Source organism: Microbacterium arabinogalactanolyticum, assembly GCF_030268005.1.
GTDB lineage: Bacteria > Actinomycetota > Actinomycetes > Actinomycetales > Microbacteriaceae > Microbacterium > Microbacterium arabinogalactanolyticum.
The window spans coordinates 372,856-389,566 of record NZ_BRZC01000007.1; the positions used below are offsets into that span (position 1 = coordinate 372,856).

The 16,711-nt window shown below is 70.4% G+C and carries 13 protein-coding genes and 1 other RNA gene; 6 read left to right on the forward strand and 8 right to left on the reverse strand.

The genetic code is table 11. The features are described from left to right. Positions 1–18 precede the first annotated feature (18 nt). The gene (locus MIAR_RS13290; protein WP_285636784.1) at positions 19–1,809 is read left to right on the forward strand and encodes an HNH endonuclease signature motif containing protein; all 1,791 of its coding nucleotides are present in this window, start codon (positions 19–21) and stop codon (positions 1,807–1,809) included. 36 nt (positions 1,810–1,845) lie between these two features. Here the strand turns inward: MIAR_RS13290 and MIAR_RS13295 are convergent, their stop codons facing one another. Continuing rightward, positions 1,846–2,478: a hypothetical protein gene (locus tag MIAR_RS13295; RefSeq protein WP_285636787.1), complete on the reverse strand. Its 633-nt coding sequence runs from the start codon at positions 2,476–2,478 to the stop codon at positions 1,846–1,848. Beyond that, on the reverse strand, positions 2,475–3,074 hold the full coding sequence (locus MIAR_RS13300) for a rhomboid family intramembrane serine protease (protein WP_285636790.1): 600 nt from the start codon (positions 3,072–3,074) through the stop codon (positions 2,475–2,477). Before MIAR_RS13300 ends, MIAR_RS13295 begins: the two co-directional genes overlap by 4 nt. A gap of 85 nt (positions 3,075–3,159) precedes the next feature. Here MIAR_RS13300 and MIAR_RS13305 point away from each other — a divergent pair, with 85 nt between their 5' ends. Then, positions 3,160–4,047, forward strand: coding sequence for an arginase family protein (locus MIAR_RS13305; RefSeq protein WP_285636793.1), 888 nt, complete (start codon positions 3,160–3,162; stop codon positions 4,045–4,047). 74 nt (positions 4,048–4,121) lie between these two features. Here MIAR_RS13305 and ffs read toward each other — a convergent pair. Further along, positions 4,122–4,218, reverse strand: an RNA gene (ffs, locus tag MIAR_RS13310) — signal recognition particle sRNA small type. A 93-nt stretch (positions 4,219–4,311) separates the two neighbouring features. Between ffs and MIAR_RS13315 the strand changes: the two genes are divergently transcribed. The 4 genes from MIAR_RS13315 to MIAR_RS13330 all read left to right on the forward strand — a co-directional run bounded on the left by MIAR_RS13315 (position 4,312) and on the right by MIAR_RS13330 (position 11,655). Continuing rightward, entirely contained in the window at positions 4,312–7,203 is a 2,892-nt protein-coding gene (locus MIAR_RS13315) for a DEAD/DEAH box helicase family protein (protein ID WP_285636796.1), read from the forward strand. A 66-nt stretch (positions 7,204–7,269) separates the two neighbouring features. Beyond that, positions 7,270–8,277 carry an AAA family ATPase gene (locus MIAR_RS13320; RefSeq protein ID WP_285636799.1) on the forward strand — a complete coding sequence of 336 codons (1,008 nt, stop codon included), beginning with the start codon at positions 7,270–7,272 and terminating at the stop codon, positions 8,275–8,277. Between the two features lie 5 nt (positions 8,278–8,282). After that, positions 8,283–9,464, forward strand: coding sequence for a DUF58 domain-containing protein (locus tag MIAR_RS13325; RefSeq protein WP_285636802.1), 1,182 nt, complete (start codon positions 8,283–8,285; stop codon positions 9,462–9,464). Further along, positions 9,457–11,655: a transglutaminase TgpA family protein gene (locus MIAR_RS13330; RefSeq protein ID WP_285636805.1), complete on the forward strand. Its 2,199-nt coding sequence runs from the start codon at positions 9,457–9,459 to the stop codon at positions 11,653–11,655. The genes MIAR_RS13325 and MIAR_RS13330 overlap by 8 nt, the downstream gene beginning before the upstream one ends. Here the strand turns inward: MIAR_RS13330 and trhO are convergent. Genes trhO through MIAR_RS13355 form a run of 5 tightly spaced genes read right to left on the reverse strand, consistent with a single transcriptional unit; the run spans position 11,639 to position 16,695 of the window. Beyond that, on the reverse strand, positions 11,639–12,553 hold the full coding sequence (trhO, locus tag MIAR_RS13335; protein WP_285636808.1) for an oxygen-dependent tRNA uridine(34) hydroxylase TrhO: 915 nt from the start codon (positions 12,551–12,553) through the stop codon (positions 11,639–11,641). The genes MIAR_RS13330 and trhO overlap by 17 nt on opposite strands. A 46-nt stretch (positions 12,554–12,599) precedes the next feature. Then, entirely contained in the window at positions 12,600–13,598 is a 999-nt protein-coding gene (locus MIAR_RS13340) for a carbohydrate kinase family protein (protein WP_285636811.1), read from the reverse strand. A gap of 4 nt (positions 13,599–13,602) precedes the next feature. Further along, the gene (locus MIAR_RS13345) at positions 13,603–14,793 is read right to left on the reverse strand and encodes a trans-sulfuration enzyme family protein (RefSeq protein WP_285636814.1); all 1,191 of its coding nucleotides are present in this window, start codon (positions 14,791–14,793) and stop codon (positions 13,603–13,605) included. Positions 14,794–14,839: 46 nt separating this feature from the next. Further along, the gene (locus tag MIAR_RS13350; RefSeq protein ID WP_285636817.1) at positions 14,840–15,754 is read right to left on the reverse strand and encodes a carbohydrate ABC transporter permease; all 915 of its coding nucleotides are present in this window, start codon (positions 15,752–15,754) and stop codon (positions 14,840–14,842) included. Then, positions 15,751–16,695, reverse strand: coding sequence for a carbohydrate ABC transporter permease (locus MIAR_RS13355; protein ID WP_285636820.1), 945 nt, complete (start codon positions 16,693–16,695; stop codon positions 15,751–15,753). The genes MIAR_RS13350 and MIAR_RS13355 overlap by 4 nt, the downstream gene beginning before the upstream one ends. Between the last annotated feature and the right edge of the window lie 16 nt (positions 16,696–16,711).

The following is a 16,711-nucleotide window of genomic DNA, read 5'->3' on the forward strand; positions in this document are numbered from 1 at the left end:
ATGTACTACACTGTAAGCATGATCCAGGACTTCGATGCACTCCACCGGCAGCGGGTCGCGCTGCTGGATGCGTGGGTGTCGAAGCAGCATGAGATCGCCCGCCTGCAGGCCGAGGCCGCGGAGATCCTCGCGGATCGGTGGGAGCTGTTCGAGCAGGAGCTCCAGGTCGAGCCCGTGCACGCGCGATCCATCGAGAGATCGATGCTGGCGCAGTACGCGGCCACCGGACACATGTCGAAGGGGTCGATGGAGTTCGCGTTCACCGATGCGCGGATGCTGCGCCAGTTCCCTGCCGTGCGCGCCGCGTTCGCCGACGGGAGAGTCACGCCGTCGCATGTGCGCGAGATCATCCGCGAATCGCAGCCGGTGCGTGAGGCGATCGACACCGGCCAGATCACCCCTGACACGCTCGCGCTGTACGAGCAGGCCTGCCTGGAAGTCGCCGAACGCGACACCGCGGCGCGCACCAGAGCGCATGCTCGGCAGGTCGCCGCAGCGCTGGCCGGGCTGACCGTCACCGAGCAGCAGCAGAAGGCGTTCTCCGAACGGACCGTCACCGTCCGTTCCGTCGGCGACGGCCTCGCACTGCTGCAGGCCGTGCTTCCCGAGCATCTCGCCGTCGCGATCTACGACCGGCTCACGAAGATGGCCGAGCACCTGTGCGGGCATCCCGAAGACCGCAACCTGCCGGCTGAGGAGCCGACCGAGGCTCAGTGGGCGGCTTGGGAAGCCGAATGGGCCAGTGCCGAGCATTCGGAGCAGGCCCTGTTCGAGGAGATCGCCCGCATCGCCGCCGCAGAGTCAGAGGCAGCCGCGGCCGAAGCTGAGGAGGCGGATGGCACGCAGGCACATGAGGAGCAGGCTCCAGACTCGGCCCTCGCAGAGGCCGACTGCCCCGCGAGCGACTGCCCCGCGAGCGACGGCCCCGCGGTCCACGGCGCCGATGCTGCACCCGCGGGCTCCTCCTGCAGCGATGCGGATGCCGATATCGAAGCCACCTTCCAGGAGCTGATCGCCCGCCATCTCGACGCGGATGGCTTCTGGCCTGACGACGACGATCCCGATCCCGGCGGGCCGCCACCTGAACCGGACCTGGGTCGCTGGACGGACCCGCAGTTCGATCCGGACAGCCCCTGCATCACCCGCCTCCCAGACGAACTCCGGACGTTCGATCAGCTGCGCGCCGACCTGCTCACCGACCTTCTGCTGGCCAGCGACCCGTCAGAGGCGCACGGCGCGGGGCTCGACGGCATCCGGGCGACCATCCAGGTCACCGTCTCCGCCACGACCCTGATCGGTCAGGATGACCGGCCCGGCGAGTTGGACGGGCACGGGCCGATCCGCCCTGAGGTCGCTCGAGCCCTCGCCGGCAGCACGAAGGGATGGACCCGGCTGTTCCTCGACTCGGAGGGGTTCGTCACCCAGACCGACACCTACACGCCGACCGAACCGATGGTCAGGTTCCTGCGCGCGAGGGACCAGCACTGCCGCTTCCCCGGCTGCCGCCAGCCCATCCACCGATGCGAGCGGGATCACAACGAGGACTGGGCACTCGGCGGTTCGACGTCGATCGACAATCTTGCCCACTTCTGCAAGACCCACCACACGCTCAAGCATCCGGACCTCCCCGACTTCGCCCGCTGGACCGCACGCCAGGCCCCTGACCGGACCGTGCAGTGGACCGACCCCGACGGCCGCACCCACCGCGACGTCGAACGGCCACGCGTCATGTTCGTCCCGACCGACTCGCTTCGGAGCATCTGGACAGATACGCCCCTGACGCTGGAGGACGCCGGATCGCCTTTCTGACGAGGAACGAGGTGTTCCGTCCAGGATCGCGAAGCTTCACCCAGGACACGGCCCCGACAGGGCATCCACCACCGCCGTCGCGTCGTCCTGGAAGCGCGCGTAGTGCTCCTGGTCGGCGTTGATCTGCACCCGGTGGATGGCGTGCGAAGGCGGCAGCTGCTGCCAGCCCGCGATCTTCCCCAGACGCACGTAGAACTTCGTCGCGGCGGTGGCAGGATCCATCCGCTCCTCATCGCTACCCCACCACTTCTGCTGCTGGAACAGCCCGATGCTGGACGTGCGGCTGCCGTCGGGGTTCCTGACGCCCGAGGTCTCCCAGTCGCCGTAGCCGATGTTGTGCAGCGAGCTCTCCCCCATCGCCGCCATGACGCCCAGCACCTGGCCGTCACGCCCGAAGCCCAGAGTTCGCGCGGTGCTCACGATGATCGCCGCGTTCATGAGCTGGTCGCCGCTCCACCCGGCCACGCCCTGATCGGGGAACGTCTGAGGCCGCTCTGCGCAGTACCGCTCGCCCCGCGGAGCAGTGAGCAGCCCCACCCCCACGAACACGGCGGAGAGAGCCAGAGCGACGGAGATCGTGATCGCTCCGATCCGCAGCATCCGCTTCCTCTCCCGGCGACGACGAGCGCGGCGGCGCAGCACGGTGGCGCGGGATCGGCGCTGACTCACGCGGCCGGGTCCCTCCGCCTGCCGATGAAGGCCACCAGCCCGCCGCCGATCGCACCGAACAGGTGCGCCTGCCAGGAGACGCCGGGGCCCGCCCCGAAGATGCCGGTCAGCACCGTGGTGCCGTAGAGCACGATGACGATCACCGCGATGCCCGCGTAGGCGATGCGGTGCGCGAGGCGCCCCGGCGCGATGACGCGCAGCACGACGTACCCGAAGTAGCCGAACACCAGCACGGATGCTCCGACAGTGAGCGTCCCCGGTGCGTTGAGCAGCCAGGTCCCGGCGCCTCCGACCAGTGCGACCACCGCCGTCACCAGCCAGAACCGCCTCGCGCCCTCGACGGCGACGAGGCATCCGAGGATGAGGAACGGCACCGAGTTGCCGATCAGGTGTGTCCAGCTCGCGTGCAGCAGCGGACCCAGCACGAGGCCCTGCAGGCTGCCGAGATCCCATGACCGCAGCCCCCAGCCGACGAAGGTGCCAGGCAGCACGGCATCCGCGAGCTGGATCGCCCACATCAGCGCGAGCAGGCCGATCGGCGCGAGGAAGCGCGTCGCCTTCGGCGAGCGCGCGACGGGAGGAGCGGTTGCTGTCACACGACGATCCTCGCAGGTGCGCTGGGGAGTGGACTGAGCGCGCACGCCGACGCGTGTGTCCGTCCCCGCCCGTAGCATCACGCTCATGGGCCCGTTGACTCGTGACAAGAGGATCGCACTGCTCGATGCGCCGTCCAACCTCGGCCTGCGACCGCCCGCGGACGGCGTCGCCCCGGGGTGCTACAAGGCGCCGTGGGCATTGCGCGACGCCGGGCTGCTCCCTCGCCTCGGCGCGAACGATGCCGGTGCCGTGGTCCCGCCGCGCTACGTCTCGACGTGGTCGCCGGGTGCCGGCGTGCGCAACGGCAGAGCCATCGCGACCTACGCGGGCAGACTCGCCTCGCGCATCGGCGGAATACTGGATGCCGGCGAACTGCCGGTCGTGCTCGGAGGCGACTGCTCGATCCTGCTCGGCCCTGCTCTGGCGCTGCGCCGGAGAGGACGTTTCGGTCTGGCCTTCATCGACGCTCACGACGACTTCCGGCACCTCGGCAACTCACCGCACGTCGGCGCGGCGGCTGGAGAAGAACTGGCACTCGTCATCGGGCGAGGCGAGGACTACCTGACCGACATCGACGGCCTGCGCCCGTATTTCCGGGAAGAGGACATCGTCGCCATCGGTGTTCGTGATCCCCAGATCTTCGCGGACTTCACCGAAAGCGATATCGCTCTCGTCTCGGGGGTGGACGGGCCGGCGGATGCTGCGCGCGACGTCCTCGTCAGGGACGAGCTCGACGGGTTCTGGATCCACGTGGATGCCGACATCCTCGACCCGTCCGTCCTGCCGGCCGTCGACTCCCCCGAGCCCGGCGGACTCAGCCCAGATCAGCTCATCGACCTGCTCGCAGGCCTTCTCGCGTTGCCCGGAGCGATCGGCATGGAGTTGACCGTGTTCGATCCTGACCTCGACGAGGACGGAGCTCAGGCGGCCCTTCTCACGGACATCCTCGTGGAAGCGGCGAGCCGGCGCTGAACCGGCAACGACTGCGCTCGAGCGCCTCTGACAACGGGCTTCTGCGCGGCACGGTGCACGGGCATCAGGGCAAAAGAAAAGACCCTCCGCGCACCCGACAGAGCCCGGTTACCCTTGCTACGTTTCCGTCCTGGGGGAATTGGCCTGGATGCCGTCACGCGGAGAGCCGTCCACGAGTCTACCCGACCGGAGGGGCGCCCTTGACCGCCGGTCCGCGCTCCGCTCGCTCAATGACCGGAGACTCCCCCGCTACGCTCGATCACGATGACACCGCAGCCCGGACCGCTCGCCGACTGGCGGTACGACGGCGAGCTGCGCTCCTACCAGTCCGAGGTGCTGGCGCAGATACCGGCTTCCCCGGCGGACGCCGCGATGCACATCGTCGCACCGCCCGGATCCGGCAAGACACTGCTCGGCCTTCTGCTGGCGGTGCGCGAGCAGCGTCGCGCACTCGTGCTCGCCCCGACGGTCACGATCCGAGAGCAGTGGGTGCGCACGGCACGCTCCCTCACAACGGACGAGGCCCGCGTCGGAGACGACCCCACGGTGCTCGCCGACCTCACGGTGCTGACTTATCAGCTGCTGAGCGTCACGGGCGACAGCTCCCCCTTCGACGACCTCGCCCGGGCGCAGTGGGCTGACGAGCTGGCCGCGGCGGGCCGCACCGAGGCGGATGCCGCGACCTGGCTCGCCACGATCGCGATCGACAACCGGGCGCAGTATCTGCGCGGCATCCGCAAGCGCGCCGCCTCGCTCCGCCGCCGCTTCGCGCAGGCGCGGCCCGACCTTCTCGCCCGGGTACTGCATCCGAACGCGCTCGCCCTGATCGAGCGCATCGTCGACGCCGGCGTCGACACGATCGTGCTCGACGAGTGCCACCATCTTCTGGATCACTGGGCGATCGTCGTCGCCTACCTGCGGGCGCGGATCCGCGAGCGCGGCGGGAGCGGCCTGCTCATCGGCCTGACGGCGACGCTGCCCTCCCCCGACGACGGCACCGGGTTCGAGAACTACACCGGCCTGCTCGGCGATGTCGACTACGAGGTGCCGACCCCGGCGGTCGTGAAGGAGGGGCACCTCGCGCCGTACCGCTCGTACGTGCGCTTCACCGAGCCGGTCCCGCAGGAGGCGCACTTCATCCGCCGGAGCGAGGCGCAGCTGCACGAGCTCATGGCGCAGGTGCTCGCCTCCCCCGACGGCATCGCCTACCTCGAGGCACAGCTGCAACCGGCCGCTCCTGTGCAGGATGCGGAGGTGGATGCCGATCAGCATCCGCTCCCGCCCGAGGAGATCGCCCGCCGTGGGATCGACCGTGCCCTCAGCGACGACTTCCCCCTAACCCGCACCTGCGGCGCCGTGCTGCGGGCGATCGCGCCCGAGCATCCGCTCGCAGCGCTTCTCGATCCGCAGCTCTTCGGCCGGGCGAGCACCGACGATCTGCTGCTGGTGCTGTCCCGCTTCGCCCTCGCGCGGCTGCTGCCCGACCCCGCCGCACGCGACCAGTGGCGCTACGTGAAAGGCGCGCTGGCCGACTTCGGGCTGCATCTGACGGATCGCGGCATCCGCCGGGGACGCAACCCGCTCGAGGCCACGCTGTCGACCTCGGTGGGGAAGGATCACGCCGCGGTCGACATCCTGCGGGACGAGCTGCGCTCCCCCGACGGCGGGCGCATCCGCGCGGTGGTCGTCACGGATGTCGTGGAGGCCGGCGACAATCGCGGCCTCACCGGGGATGCCGCGCCCGGCGCCCTGCGTGTGTTCGACCTGCTGGCATCCGAGCCGGAGACCGCCGCGCTCACGCCGGTGCTGCTCACGGCTCAGCACCTGTGCACGACCGCCGCGGATGCCGAGCGCATCGCGAGCGCGCTGAGCCCGATGCTCGACACCGCGGTCGAGATCGAGGACGGATTCGGCCCCACCCGGGTGCTGCGCGTGCCGGGCTTCGGCGGCGGGCGGCTGGTCGCCGCCGTGTCGCAGCTCGTGACCGACGGCAGCGTGCGGCTGCTGGTGGGCACGCGCGGGCTGCTCGGTGAGGGCTGGGACTGCCCCGCCGTGAACACGCTGATCGATCTGACCAGCGTGGCGACGAGCGTCGGCACGCAGCAGCTGCGCGGTCGCACGCTGCGACTGGATCCGGCGTGGCCCGAAAAGGTCGCTCACAACTGGTCGGTCGTCTGCCTCATCCCACCGCATGTGGAGCTGGATGACGTCGCCGAACTGACCCGGCTGCGCCGCCGCCACGATCACCTCTGGGGGCTGAGCGCCGACGACCACGCCCGCGTGATCACAGGTCTCGGCGCCGCGCTCGATGCGCCCGCGCAGGCGCTTCTCGATCGCATCGTGGCGAAGGACGCGACCGCCTCGATCGCGCAACTGAACGAGGCCGTCCGGGCCGGGATGCGGTCGCGAGCGCAGACGCTGTCCGACTGGCGCGTCGGCGAGCCGTACGAGGCCAGGGAGCGCGACGTGGTGGCCGTGCGCAGCATCCGTCGCTCCGAGCTGGTGCAGACCCTGCCCGCGGTGGCTGCGGGCGCGACGCCCTCACTGCTGTTCAGCGCGCTGACCGGCGGTGGCGTGGTCGGCATGGGCAGCGGCTTCCTGGGCTGGGATCCGCCGCTCGCGTTCGGGATCGGCGCCGCCCTCGGCGCGCTCTTCCCCGCGAGCCTTCGGCTGGGCGCGATCACGAAAGCGGTGCGGCAGCGGCGCGATCCCGCGCAGACATATCGCGCGGCCGCGCAAACGGTCGGTCAGGCGCTGCAGGATGCTGGCCGCGTCCCGCCGCTGCCGGAGGGAGCCATCGAGGTCGAACTGCAGCGCCTTCTCGACGGCTCGTCACGTCTGCGGCTGGCCTTCCAGGGTCCGGCCCGGACGAGGCGGATGCTGGCGGATGCCGTGCAGGAGCTGTTCGGCCCGGTGCGCACGCCGCGCTTCCTGCTGCGTCTCCCCGGTCGCCGCTCTCCGGTGTTCCTTCCGGTCCCGACGCAGATCGCCCGGCGACGAGCGGATGCCGAGCGCTTCCGCGACCTGTGGACGCAGGTCCTCGGTCCGTGTGAGCTCATCGAGCTGCAGGGCGAGGCGGGTCTGGTGACCCTCCGCGCCGCCCGCGCGCAGCCCGCCCGGTTGGACGAGGTGCCGCGCACCACGCTGTGGGGCTGAACGCTCCCCCCGTTCACCTCCCCGCGTTACGATCAGAGTTCGCACCGTCGCGCAGGGAGCCACCGCATGCCAGAGCAGATGACCGAGCAGAGCACCGCCCAGATCACGCCTGAGATCACCGCCGAGCGGTTCGCCGAGCACACCTCGCAGATCATCGCCTCGGTGTCCTCCGTCATCGACGGCAAGCCCGAAGCCGTGCGCAGCGCGCTGACCTGCCTGTTCGCCGAGGGGCACCTGCTCATCGAGGACGTCCCGGGCGTCGGCAAGACCATGCTCGCGCGCGCCCTCGCCGCCAGCGTGGACGCCACCGTCCGCCGCATCCAGTTCACCCCCGATCTGCTCCCCGGCGACGTGACCGGCGTGGCGGTGTACGACCCGGTGGCGCGCGAGTTCGAGTTCAAGCGCGGCGCCGTGTTCGCCAACATCGTGATCGCCGACGAGATCAACCGCGCCTCGCCCAAGACCCAGTCCGCACTGCTGGAGGCCATGGAGGAGGGCCAGGTCACGGTCGACGGCTCCACCCATCACCTGCCCGCGCCCTTCCTCGTCGTCGCGACGCAGAACCCGCTCGAGATGGAGGGCACGTATCCGCTGCCCGAAGCTCAGCGCGACCGGTTCATGATGCGCATCTCGATGGGGTACCCGGATGCCGCCGCCGAGACGCAGATGCTGCGCCAGCGCGAGACCTCCAACCCGCTCGCCGCGATCACGCCGGTGACGGATGCCGCCACCATCGGCGCCCTGATCGCCTGGACGCGACGGGTGCACGTCGCCGAATCCCTCGAGGAGTACGCCGTTGCGCTCGCCCAGGCCACCCGCCAGGACCCGAGCCTGCACCTGGGCGCGAGCCCCCGCGCGACGCTGCAGCTGGTCCGCGCGGCGAAGGTGCGCGCCGCGCTCGACGGACGCGAGTTCGTCGTGCCCGACGACATCGCCGACCTCGTGATCCCGGTCTTCGCCCACCGCCTGCTCGCCGCGCGCGGCGTGCACCGCGCCGGCACCCAGCCGGTCGAGGCCGCGCTGACCCAGATCATCTCCCGCGTGCCCGTGCCCTTCGCCGGCACCCGCCGCTGATCCCCATGAAGCGCCGTCCGCTGACCGGCCGGGGGTGGGGATGCCTCCTCTCCGGCGTTCTGCTGATGCTCGCGGCCAACATCGTCTCGGCGCGTCCGCTGCTCTACCTCGGCGTGCTGCTCCTGGCGCTGCCGCTGATCTGCCTGATGATCGTGCGGGTGCCGCGGCGGCGAGGCGAGGTGCGCCGGCAGATCTCCACCGACCTGCTCGCGGTCGGCGAGACCTCCCGGGTGCAGGTGCGCTTCGACCTGTGGGCCTTCGGCGTTCCCAATGGCATCTGGCACGACACGCTCCCGTCCGCCGTGCGCGGCGAGGCGACCGGCGCCTACCCCCAGGACGCCCTGCGCTACGACCTGGAAGGCGTCCGCCGCGGCATCTCCACGCTCGGCCCGCTGATGCTGCGCACCACCGACCCGTTCGGTCTCGCCCAGCGCGAGCAGGCCTTCGGCGACACGCGCACCATCACCGTCATCCCGCAGACAGTCGCGCTCGACCCGCTGCCCACCAAGGTGGGAGCGGCCGGCGGCACCGCCCAGACCCGCTCCACGCGGATCGGGCAGGGCGCCGACAACCTCATCCCCCGCCCCTACGCCGCAGGCGACTCGCGTCGCCGCATCCACTGGCGGGCCACCGCGCACCGCGGATCCCTGATGGTGCGGCAGGAAGAGGAAGAGGCCAGCCCGGATGCCATGGTCGTGCTCGACCGCGCAGCCGACCGCTGGGACCGACCAGGCGAGGAGCCCGATCCGCTGTTCGAGAGCGCGGTCACCCTGTGCGCCTCCGTCGCCCTGCGCCTGGCACAGGACGGCTACAGCGTCGACGTGGTCGACAGCTCCGGCAACGCACTCGGGGCGCTGCGCGGCCACGAGGAGGACCGCGACGATCTCATGATCGCCCTCGCGATGGTCGCCCCGCGCGGCGAATCGCACGATCTGCGGTCGGTGGTGGGCAGCACTCCCCCCGGCCCGCTGGTACTGATCACCGGGCACCTTCCGGACGAGGACGCCGAGAAGCTCAGCACCGCCGGCGCGGCCTCCCCGCTGCTGTTCGCGGCGGAGGCCTCGGATGACGCGATTGCCACCGTGCGCGAGCACGGCTGGCGCCCGGCCCAGCTGCCGTCCTCCGCCGTGGACCTCGCCGACACCTGGGCATCCGTGCTCCCCTTCTCGACGGTGTCGCATGTCTGACCGTGCCCGCGAAGGCGCATCCGAGCGTCGACCGGTCAGCCCGGCCGGCGCCGGCGCCCTGACGGCGCTGGCCGCCTTCGTCTCACTGTGGTCGTACACGGGCGCCGTGCTGCCCGGCGTGTGGACATTCGTGCTCGGAGTGCTGATCGTCGTGATCGTGCTGACCGGCATCCTCATGCGCCTCGCGGCCGCGCGTGTGCGCACCGGCATCCGCGCCGTCGTGGTGCTGATCGCGCAGGTGATCGCGGCGGTCGCGGCACTCACCACCATGCTGGCCGGCGAGACCGCGCTGCTGGGCATCATCCCCACCGATCAGTCCGTGCGCCTGATCGGACTGCGGCTGCAGCAGAGCGTCGACGAGATCATGAACGGCGTCGCCCCGATCGCGGCATCCATGCCGATGGCGACCCTGCTGGGCCTCGCCTTCGCGGTGGTCGTGATCCTGCTCGACCAGCTGATCGCCCACCGGCAGGTGATGCTCGCCGTGCTGTTCACCTCGGTGGTCGGCGTCATGCCGATGCTGATCTCCTTCGGCGCCGTGAACATCGCCTGGTTCCTGATGCAGGCCATCGTCATCCTGCTGCTGCTGCGGTTCGGTGCCAGCCACGACCGGCGCGCGCCGCAGGGCGTCTCCTATTCCGTGGCCACCTCGGCCGGGGTCGTCGCGGTGGTGCTCGCGCTGGTGCTCGCGCCGGTCCTGCCGGTGGCATCCGCTCTTCCCGGCACCGGACCGATGCTGACCGTCAACGCCGACCTGCGGCTCGGCGAGGATCTGCGCCGCCCGGAGGGCATCGAGGCGCTGACCCTGGTGACCTCGGCCCCGCTGCCGCCGTACCTGCGCATGGCGACGCTGTCCCGCTTCGACGGCGACGTGTGGCGACCGGACAGCGGCGACCGGGTGCCGCTCAGCAACGGATTCGGCGAGCGCGACTGGGCGGACCCGATCAAGACGGTCGACACCACCGTCTCCATCCGGGTCACCGGCGTCTCCAGCGACCGTCTGCCCGTGCCGTACGCTCCGCAGCGGGTGACCGATGTCGGCAGCGGCTGGTCGGCGATGCCCGGGAACCGCACCGTCGTCAGCCGCACGCAGGACGCCGCCGGCGCCGACTACACCGTGCAGGTCGCGACCGCCGCGCCGACGCTGGAGCAGATCCGCGCATCCTCCGCGACCGGCCCGATGGCTGAGCTCCCCGCCGACCTCCCGCCGGTCATCTCGCAGCTCGCCCATCAGGTCACCGCGAACGCCGACACCGACTACGACCGGCTGATCGCCCTCCAGGACTGGTTCCGCACCGACTTCACCTACTCGCTCGAGGCTCCCGTGACCGAGGGCTTCGACGGCACAGGAGCGGATGCGGTGGCGACCTTCCTCGAGAAGCGCACCGGCTACTGCATCCACTTCGCCGGCGCCTTCGCGCTGATGGCCTCGTCGCTCGGGATGCCGGTGCGGATCGTCGTCGGTTACCTGCCCGGCACGACGACCGATGAGAAGCGCGGCGACGACGTCGTCTACTCGGTCTCGAGCGACCAGCTGCACTCCTGGCCGGAGGTGCACTTCGAAGGGATCGGCTGGGTGCCCTTCGAGCCGACCGCCACGTTGGGCGTGCCGACCGACTTCGCATCCGAGTCGGCAGGTGGCAGCAATGGCGAGGGACCGGATGCGCCGCAGCCGAGCGCCGGGCCCTCCTCCAGCGCGACCCCCACCCCGACCGGCGGTCCGGCCGAGGAGCGCGATCCCGGCGGAACCGGCGCGGTCCCCCTGCAGCGGCTGGATCCGACCCCGGTGACGCTGACCGTGTTCGGCATCCTGATCGTGCTGCTGCTGCCGATGCTGGTGCGCGAGCTGCGTCGCGCCGCGCGCGTGGGGCGTGCGCGGGGCGGGGATGCGATGGCCGCCTGGCGGGAGCTGAGCGACACGCTCGTGGATCTGGGGCTGGCAGCACCCGAGGCGCAGACCGCGCGCGTGCGCGCCGACGTGCTCGCCATGACCCGCGGGGTGGACCCCGCAGCCCTCGCGCCGCTGGTGCGGGCGGTCGAGCACACCAGCTACGCGCAGTCGAGGCCGGATGCCGGGAACCTGGCGAACCCGCTGAAGATCGTGATCGCGCAGCTGGCTACGAGCGTGGACTCTCGTCAGCGCGTGCTGGCCAGGCTGCTGCCGGCCTCGCTGTTCACGCGGAGGCGCTGAGCGGCACTGCGGCGGCGTGCTCGGTGCAGGGCACGGCCCCGCAGCCCGCGCACACCACGAACTGCCGTCGGCAGGATGCGTCCGGGCAGTTCGCCGTCCGGCTGGTGGATGCCCCGCATCCGACGCATTCGCCGATGACGGCGGCGTGGTCGGAGAAGTCGACCGAGCCGCGCTTGTCGAACACGTACAGCGAGCCCTCCCACAGGCCGTCGTCGCCGTAGGCCTCGCCGTAGCGGACGATGCCGCCCTCGAGCTGGTACACCTCTCCGAAGCCGCGCGACACCATCAGGCTGGAGAGCACCTCGCAGCGGATCCCGCCGGTGCAGTAGGTGACGACCGGCTTGCCCTTCAGATCGTCGTACTCCCCCGAGTCCAGCAGGCGCACGAAGTCGCGGGTGGTCTCGGTGTCCGGCACGATCGCGTTCCGGAACCGGCCGATCTCCGCCTCGAGCGCGTTGCGCCCGTCGAAGAAGACCACCTCGTCGCCGCGCTCGTCCATCAGCTCGTGCAGCTGAGCCGGGGTCAGCCGCTCGCCGCCGCCGACCACGCCGTGCTCGTCGACCCGCAGCTCGCCGGGAGCCCCGAACGAGACGATCTCCTCCCGCACCTTGACGCTGAGCTTCGGGAAGTCGATGCTGAAGCCGTCCGCGTCGATCCCGGTGCCCTCGCTCCACTTGATGTCGGCGTCCTTGAACGCCGCGTGGTCGCGGAACCGGCGCACCCACTTCTTCAGCGCGGGAAGATCACCGCCGAGGGTGCCGTTGATTCCGTCCTTCGAGATGATGATGCGGCCGCGCAGGTGCAGCGCCTCGCCGAGGTCGCGCTGCCACAGCCGGATGGCATCCGGGTCGGCGAGCGGCGCGAACGCGTAGAACAGCACGATCTTGGGGGTGGGCACCAGGAGATTCTAGGCCGCACGGGCTGAGGACACCCCGTGACGGACGCTACCTTGGGGCGATGACCGGGATCAGCTCCGCGCTCAGATCCGACGGCAGCCCTGCCACGGCGGCGAGGATGCCGTCGATGCCGGGGAGCCCCGCGCCGGCGCCGGGAACGCCGACCGCCGCGGCCCCGCACGCGTTCGCGAGCGCGGCGATCCGCATCGGATCCTGCATGCCGCGCACCACTCCGAAGATGATGCCGGCACCGAACGAGTCGCCCGCCCCCGTCGTGTCGACGGTCTTCACCTCAGGCACCGGCGCGCGCACGAACCCCGCGTCGGTACGGAGCAGGGATCCGGCCGCACCGCCGGTCAGCGCCACGGTCGCCGGGCCGCGGCTCGCCAACGCATCCGCCGCCCGCTCGTCATCGGGCTCCGCTGTGAGCCGGCGCGCGTCGCCTGCTCCGACGATCACGACGTCGACCGAAGCGAGGAAGCCCAGCAGCACCTCCGGCACCGCGTTCACCGGGTCGACGGGCACGTCCAGCGACACCGTCATCCCCGCGCGACGGGCGTGCTGCGCGGCCGCGATCGCGGCGGAGCGCTGCGGATCGGCGAGCAGGGCGTAGCCCGAGATGTGCAGGTGCCTCGCGCCGCGGAGATCCGCCGGCACCGCCTCCGGTCCGAGCTCGGCGCTCGCCCCGCGGTACGCGAACATCGTCCGCTCGCCGTCCGGGGTGACCGTGATCACGTTCAGGGAGGTGGGCTCGGTGGTGCAGCGCCGCACGAGGGCCGCATCCACGCCTTCCGCCGCCAGTCCGGCGATCGCCTGCGCGCCCCAGGCGTCGTCGCCGACGCAGGCGATCATCGCCGAGCGGATGCCGAGCCTCGACAGCATCACCGCGGTGTTCGCGGCCGACCCGCCGAAGCCCATCCGCTGCCGGGTGGCGACGCCGTCGCCACCCGGCCCCGGATAGACCGGGATGTCGAGGTGCAGGTCGACATTGAGGTCGCCCAGAAGCACGACCTCCACGTCCGGCGCCCCGCCATCCCTGTGCTGCACGTCGTCAGTCTCCCAGTGCCTGTGCGAAGTCGGCGATGAGGTCGTCGATCTTCTCAATGCCCGCCGACACGCGGATCATGCCCTGGGTGACGCCCATCTGCTGACGCTCCTCCTCGGGGATGTCGAGGAAGGCCATGGTCGCCGGCAGCTGCGTCACCGTGCGCACGCCGCCGAGGCTGGCCGCGAACGAGGCGAGCTTCAGGCTCTTGCACACCTGCGCCGCCTCCTCCTCGCTGGCGACGCTGAACGCCAGCATGGCGCCGGGAGAGTCGAGCTGCTCCCGTGCCGCGTCGTACTGCGGGTGCGACGGATGACCCGGGTAGTAGACGCGCCGCACCTTGGGGTGCGCCTCCAGCCACTCCACGAGGCAGCCGGCGTTCTCGGTCATCCGCTCGACGCGCAGCGGGAGGGTCTGGATGCCGCGCAGCAGCAGCCAGGCGTTGAACGGCGACAGGGCACCACCGAGCTTGGTCAGCGTGTTCCAGCGGATCTTCTCCAGCCAGTCGGCGGGAAGGATCTCGGAGTTGATGCTGATGATGCCGCCGACGGCGTCGTTGTGCCCGCCGATGAACTTCGTGGCACTCTCGATCACGATGTCGACGCCGTGCTCGTGCGGACGGCAGACGATCGGGCTGGCGAAGGTGTTGTCGCAGATCACGACGATGCCGCGCTCGTGCGCGATCTCGGTGATCGCCCGGAGAGGGGCCACCTTCATGGTCGGGTTCGCGATGGTCTCGACGTAGACGGCCTTGGTCTCGGGGCGGATCGCCGCGCGCACCGCCTCCACATCGGCGGAGTCCACGAAGGTCACCTCGATGCCGAAGTCCTGGATGCGGTGGTCGAAGAACTCGTGCGTGGAGCTGTACGTGGTCAGGTCCACGACGATGTGATCCCCCACCCGCAGCAGGCCGAGCACGGCGTGTGACACCGCGGCCATCCCGGACGCCACCGCCAGCGCGTCCGTCGCACCGGAGATCAGCGCCATCTGGTCGTCGAGCTTGTACTCGTTGGGGTTGCCGCAGCGGCTGTAGATGTTCACGCTGCGCCGGGCGCCCTCGACCACCTGGTCGTACGCGTCGCCGTCGTACTGGTAGTTGGCCGACATGAAGATCGGGTAGCTGATCGACTGCGTGCTCTCCTCGGGCGAGTAGAACACGGCACGGCTGGCGAGGCTCAGTTCCTGCGGGTTGTCCACGGAAGGTCCTTTCTGTTCGAGTGCTGATGCGGCGATTGCCGTCAGATCACTGCTTGAGCGCGCCGCTGGTCAGCCCGCCGATGACGTGGCGCTGGAACACCAGGTACACCAGGAACGAGCCGAGGGCGGCGAGGAGGATCGCGGCGAGCAGCACCGGGTAGTTCGTGGTGCGCTCCCCGACGAAGTCGGTGAGTCCGAGCGGCAGGGTCTTGCGCTCGGGGCTGTTGAGGATGACGAGCGGGAAGAGGAAGTCGTTCCACACCCAGATGACGTTGACGATCGCGGTGGTGAACATGGCCGGCTTCGCGATCGGCACCATCACCCGCGCGAAGGTGGACAGCTCGGATGCCCCGTCGATGCGCGCCGCCTCGATCAGGTCGCGCGGAACAGTGGCGAAGAACCCGCGCATGATCAGCACCGAGATCGGCAGGTTGAACGCCACGGTCGGCAGGATCACCCCGGGGAGCGTGTCCAGCATCCCCATCTCGCGGATGATCGCCACCAGCGGCACGAGGGCGATGTAGGCCGGGATCGCCATCGCGACGAGCATCACGATCTCGACGAGCGGCATCCAGCGCGTGCGGTAGACCACGAAGGCGTACCCGGCCGCCGTGGCGATCGCGACCGTGATGAGCACGGAGACGAGCGTGACGATGAGCGAGTTCCCGGCGTACAGGGCGAGGGACCCGTCGGCGAGCGCCGTGGCGTAGTTGTCCCACTGCAGGCTGGACGGCAGCGACCAGACCGACTGCTGGAACTGCTGGTTCGTCTTGAACGAGCTGTAGATCATCCAGACGAACGGGAACAGCACCACGACCAGATGCACGCCCAGCAGCGCGATGACGGTGACGACGCCCGCGCTGAGCCTGGTGCGCGGCAGCTGCTCGCGCTCGCGTCTGCGCTGCCGACGCGGCGTGAGCGTCTCGTCGGGCATGGTGACGGCCATGGTCGCCTGGCTCATCGTGCGACCTCCTTGATCGTCTTGGGCCGGCGGGGCCGCGTGGCGGTGAGCACGAACACGCCGACGATCACCGTGATCAGCAGCTGCGCGATGCCGATCGCCGACGCATAGCCGGCCTCGAAGTTGCCGAAGCCGGTCTTGAACAGGTACGTCGAGATGACGTCCGTCGCGTTGCTCGGCCCGCCCCTCGTCATCACGAAGACGAGGGAGAAGGTCTTGAAGGAGGTGACCACCGCGAGCAGCACGGTCGCCTGCACGTTCGAGGCGATCATCGGCGCGCTGATGCCGAAGAAGGTGCGGAAGTGACCCGCGCCGTCCAGGGACGCGGCCTCGTACACCGACTCGTCGACGTCCTGGAACGCGGCGACGAACAGCAGGATGTAGAGGCCCAGGTAGGTGAGGTTCATGACCACGAGCACGGCGGGCATCGCGAGGGTCTTGTCGCCGAGCCATCCCTTCGCGAGGTCGCCCAGGCCGATGAGGCGCAGGAACCCGTTGAGCAGGCCGAAGTAGGGGTTGTAGACGAACTGCCACAGCAGGCCGATGCAGATCTCGCTGATCACGACCGGGATGACGTAGAGGAACATCGCGGCGCGTTTGAACCGCGGGATGACCCGCACCAGCCAGTACGCGATCACCATGCCGAGCCCGACCTGGAACACGATCGCCGCGACCGCGATGAGCACGTTGTTCCTGAGCGACGACCAGAACACCCCGTCCGCCGCGAGCCTGACGAAGTTGTCGATTCCGACCCACTCCCGTGGTGAGAAGCCGTCCCACTTGAAGAACGACAGCATGCCCGCGTTGGCGAGGGGGTAGGCGACGAAGATCGCCAGGAACGCCAGGGCGGGGACGAGGAACAGCAGGGCGATCAGCGACTCACGGCGTTTGGCGCGATGCAGCCCACCGCGCCGGGCGCGCTCCGGGAGAGCGCTCGTCATGAGCGCCCTCTCGGAC

Coding starts and splice junctions, on each gene's coding strand:
- MIAR_RS13350 (WP_285636817.1), bottom strand. CDS start 15,754: ATGAGCCAGGCGACCATGGCCGTCACCATGCCCGACGAGACGCTCACG.
- MIAR_RS13290 (WP_285636784.1), top strand. CDS start 19: ATGATCCAGGACTTCGATGCACTCCACCGGCAGCGGGTCGCGCTGCTG.
- MIAR_RS13325 (WP_285636802.1), top strand. CDS start 8,283: ATGAAGCGCCGTCCGCTGACCGGCCGGGGGTGGGGATGCCTCCTCTCC.
- MIAR_RS13320 (WP_285636799.1), top strand. CDS start 7,270: ATGCCAGAGCAGATGACCGAGCAGAGCACCGCCCAGATCACGCCTGAG.
- MIAR_RS13315 (WP_285636796.1), top strand. CDS start 4,312: ATGACACCGCAGCCCGGACCGCTCGCCGACTGGCGGTACGACGGCGAG.
- MIAR_RS13355 (WP_285636820.1), bottom strand. CDS start 16,695: ATGACGAGCGCTCTCCCGGAGCGCGCCCGGCGCGGTGGGCTGCATCGC.
- MIAR_RS13305 (WP_285636793.1), top strand. CDS start 3,160: ATGGGCCCGTTGACTCGTGACAAGAGGATCGCACTGCTCGATGCGCCG.
- MIAR_RS13330 (WP_285636805.1), top strand. CDS start 9,457: ATGTCTGACCGTGCCCGCGAAGGCGCATCCGAGCGTCGACCGGTCAGC.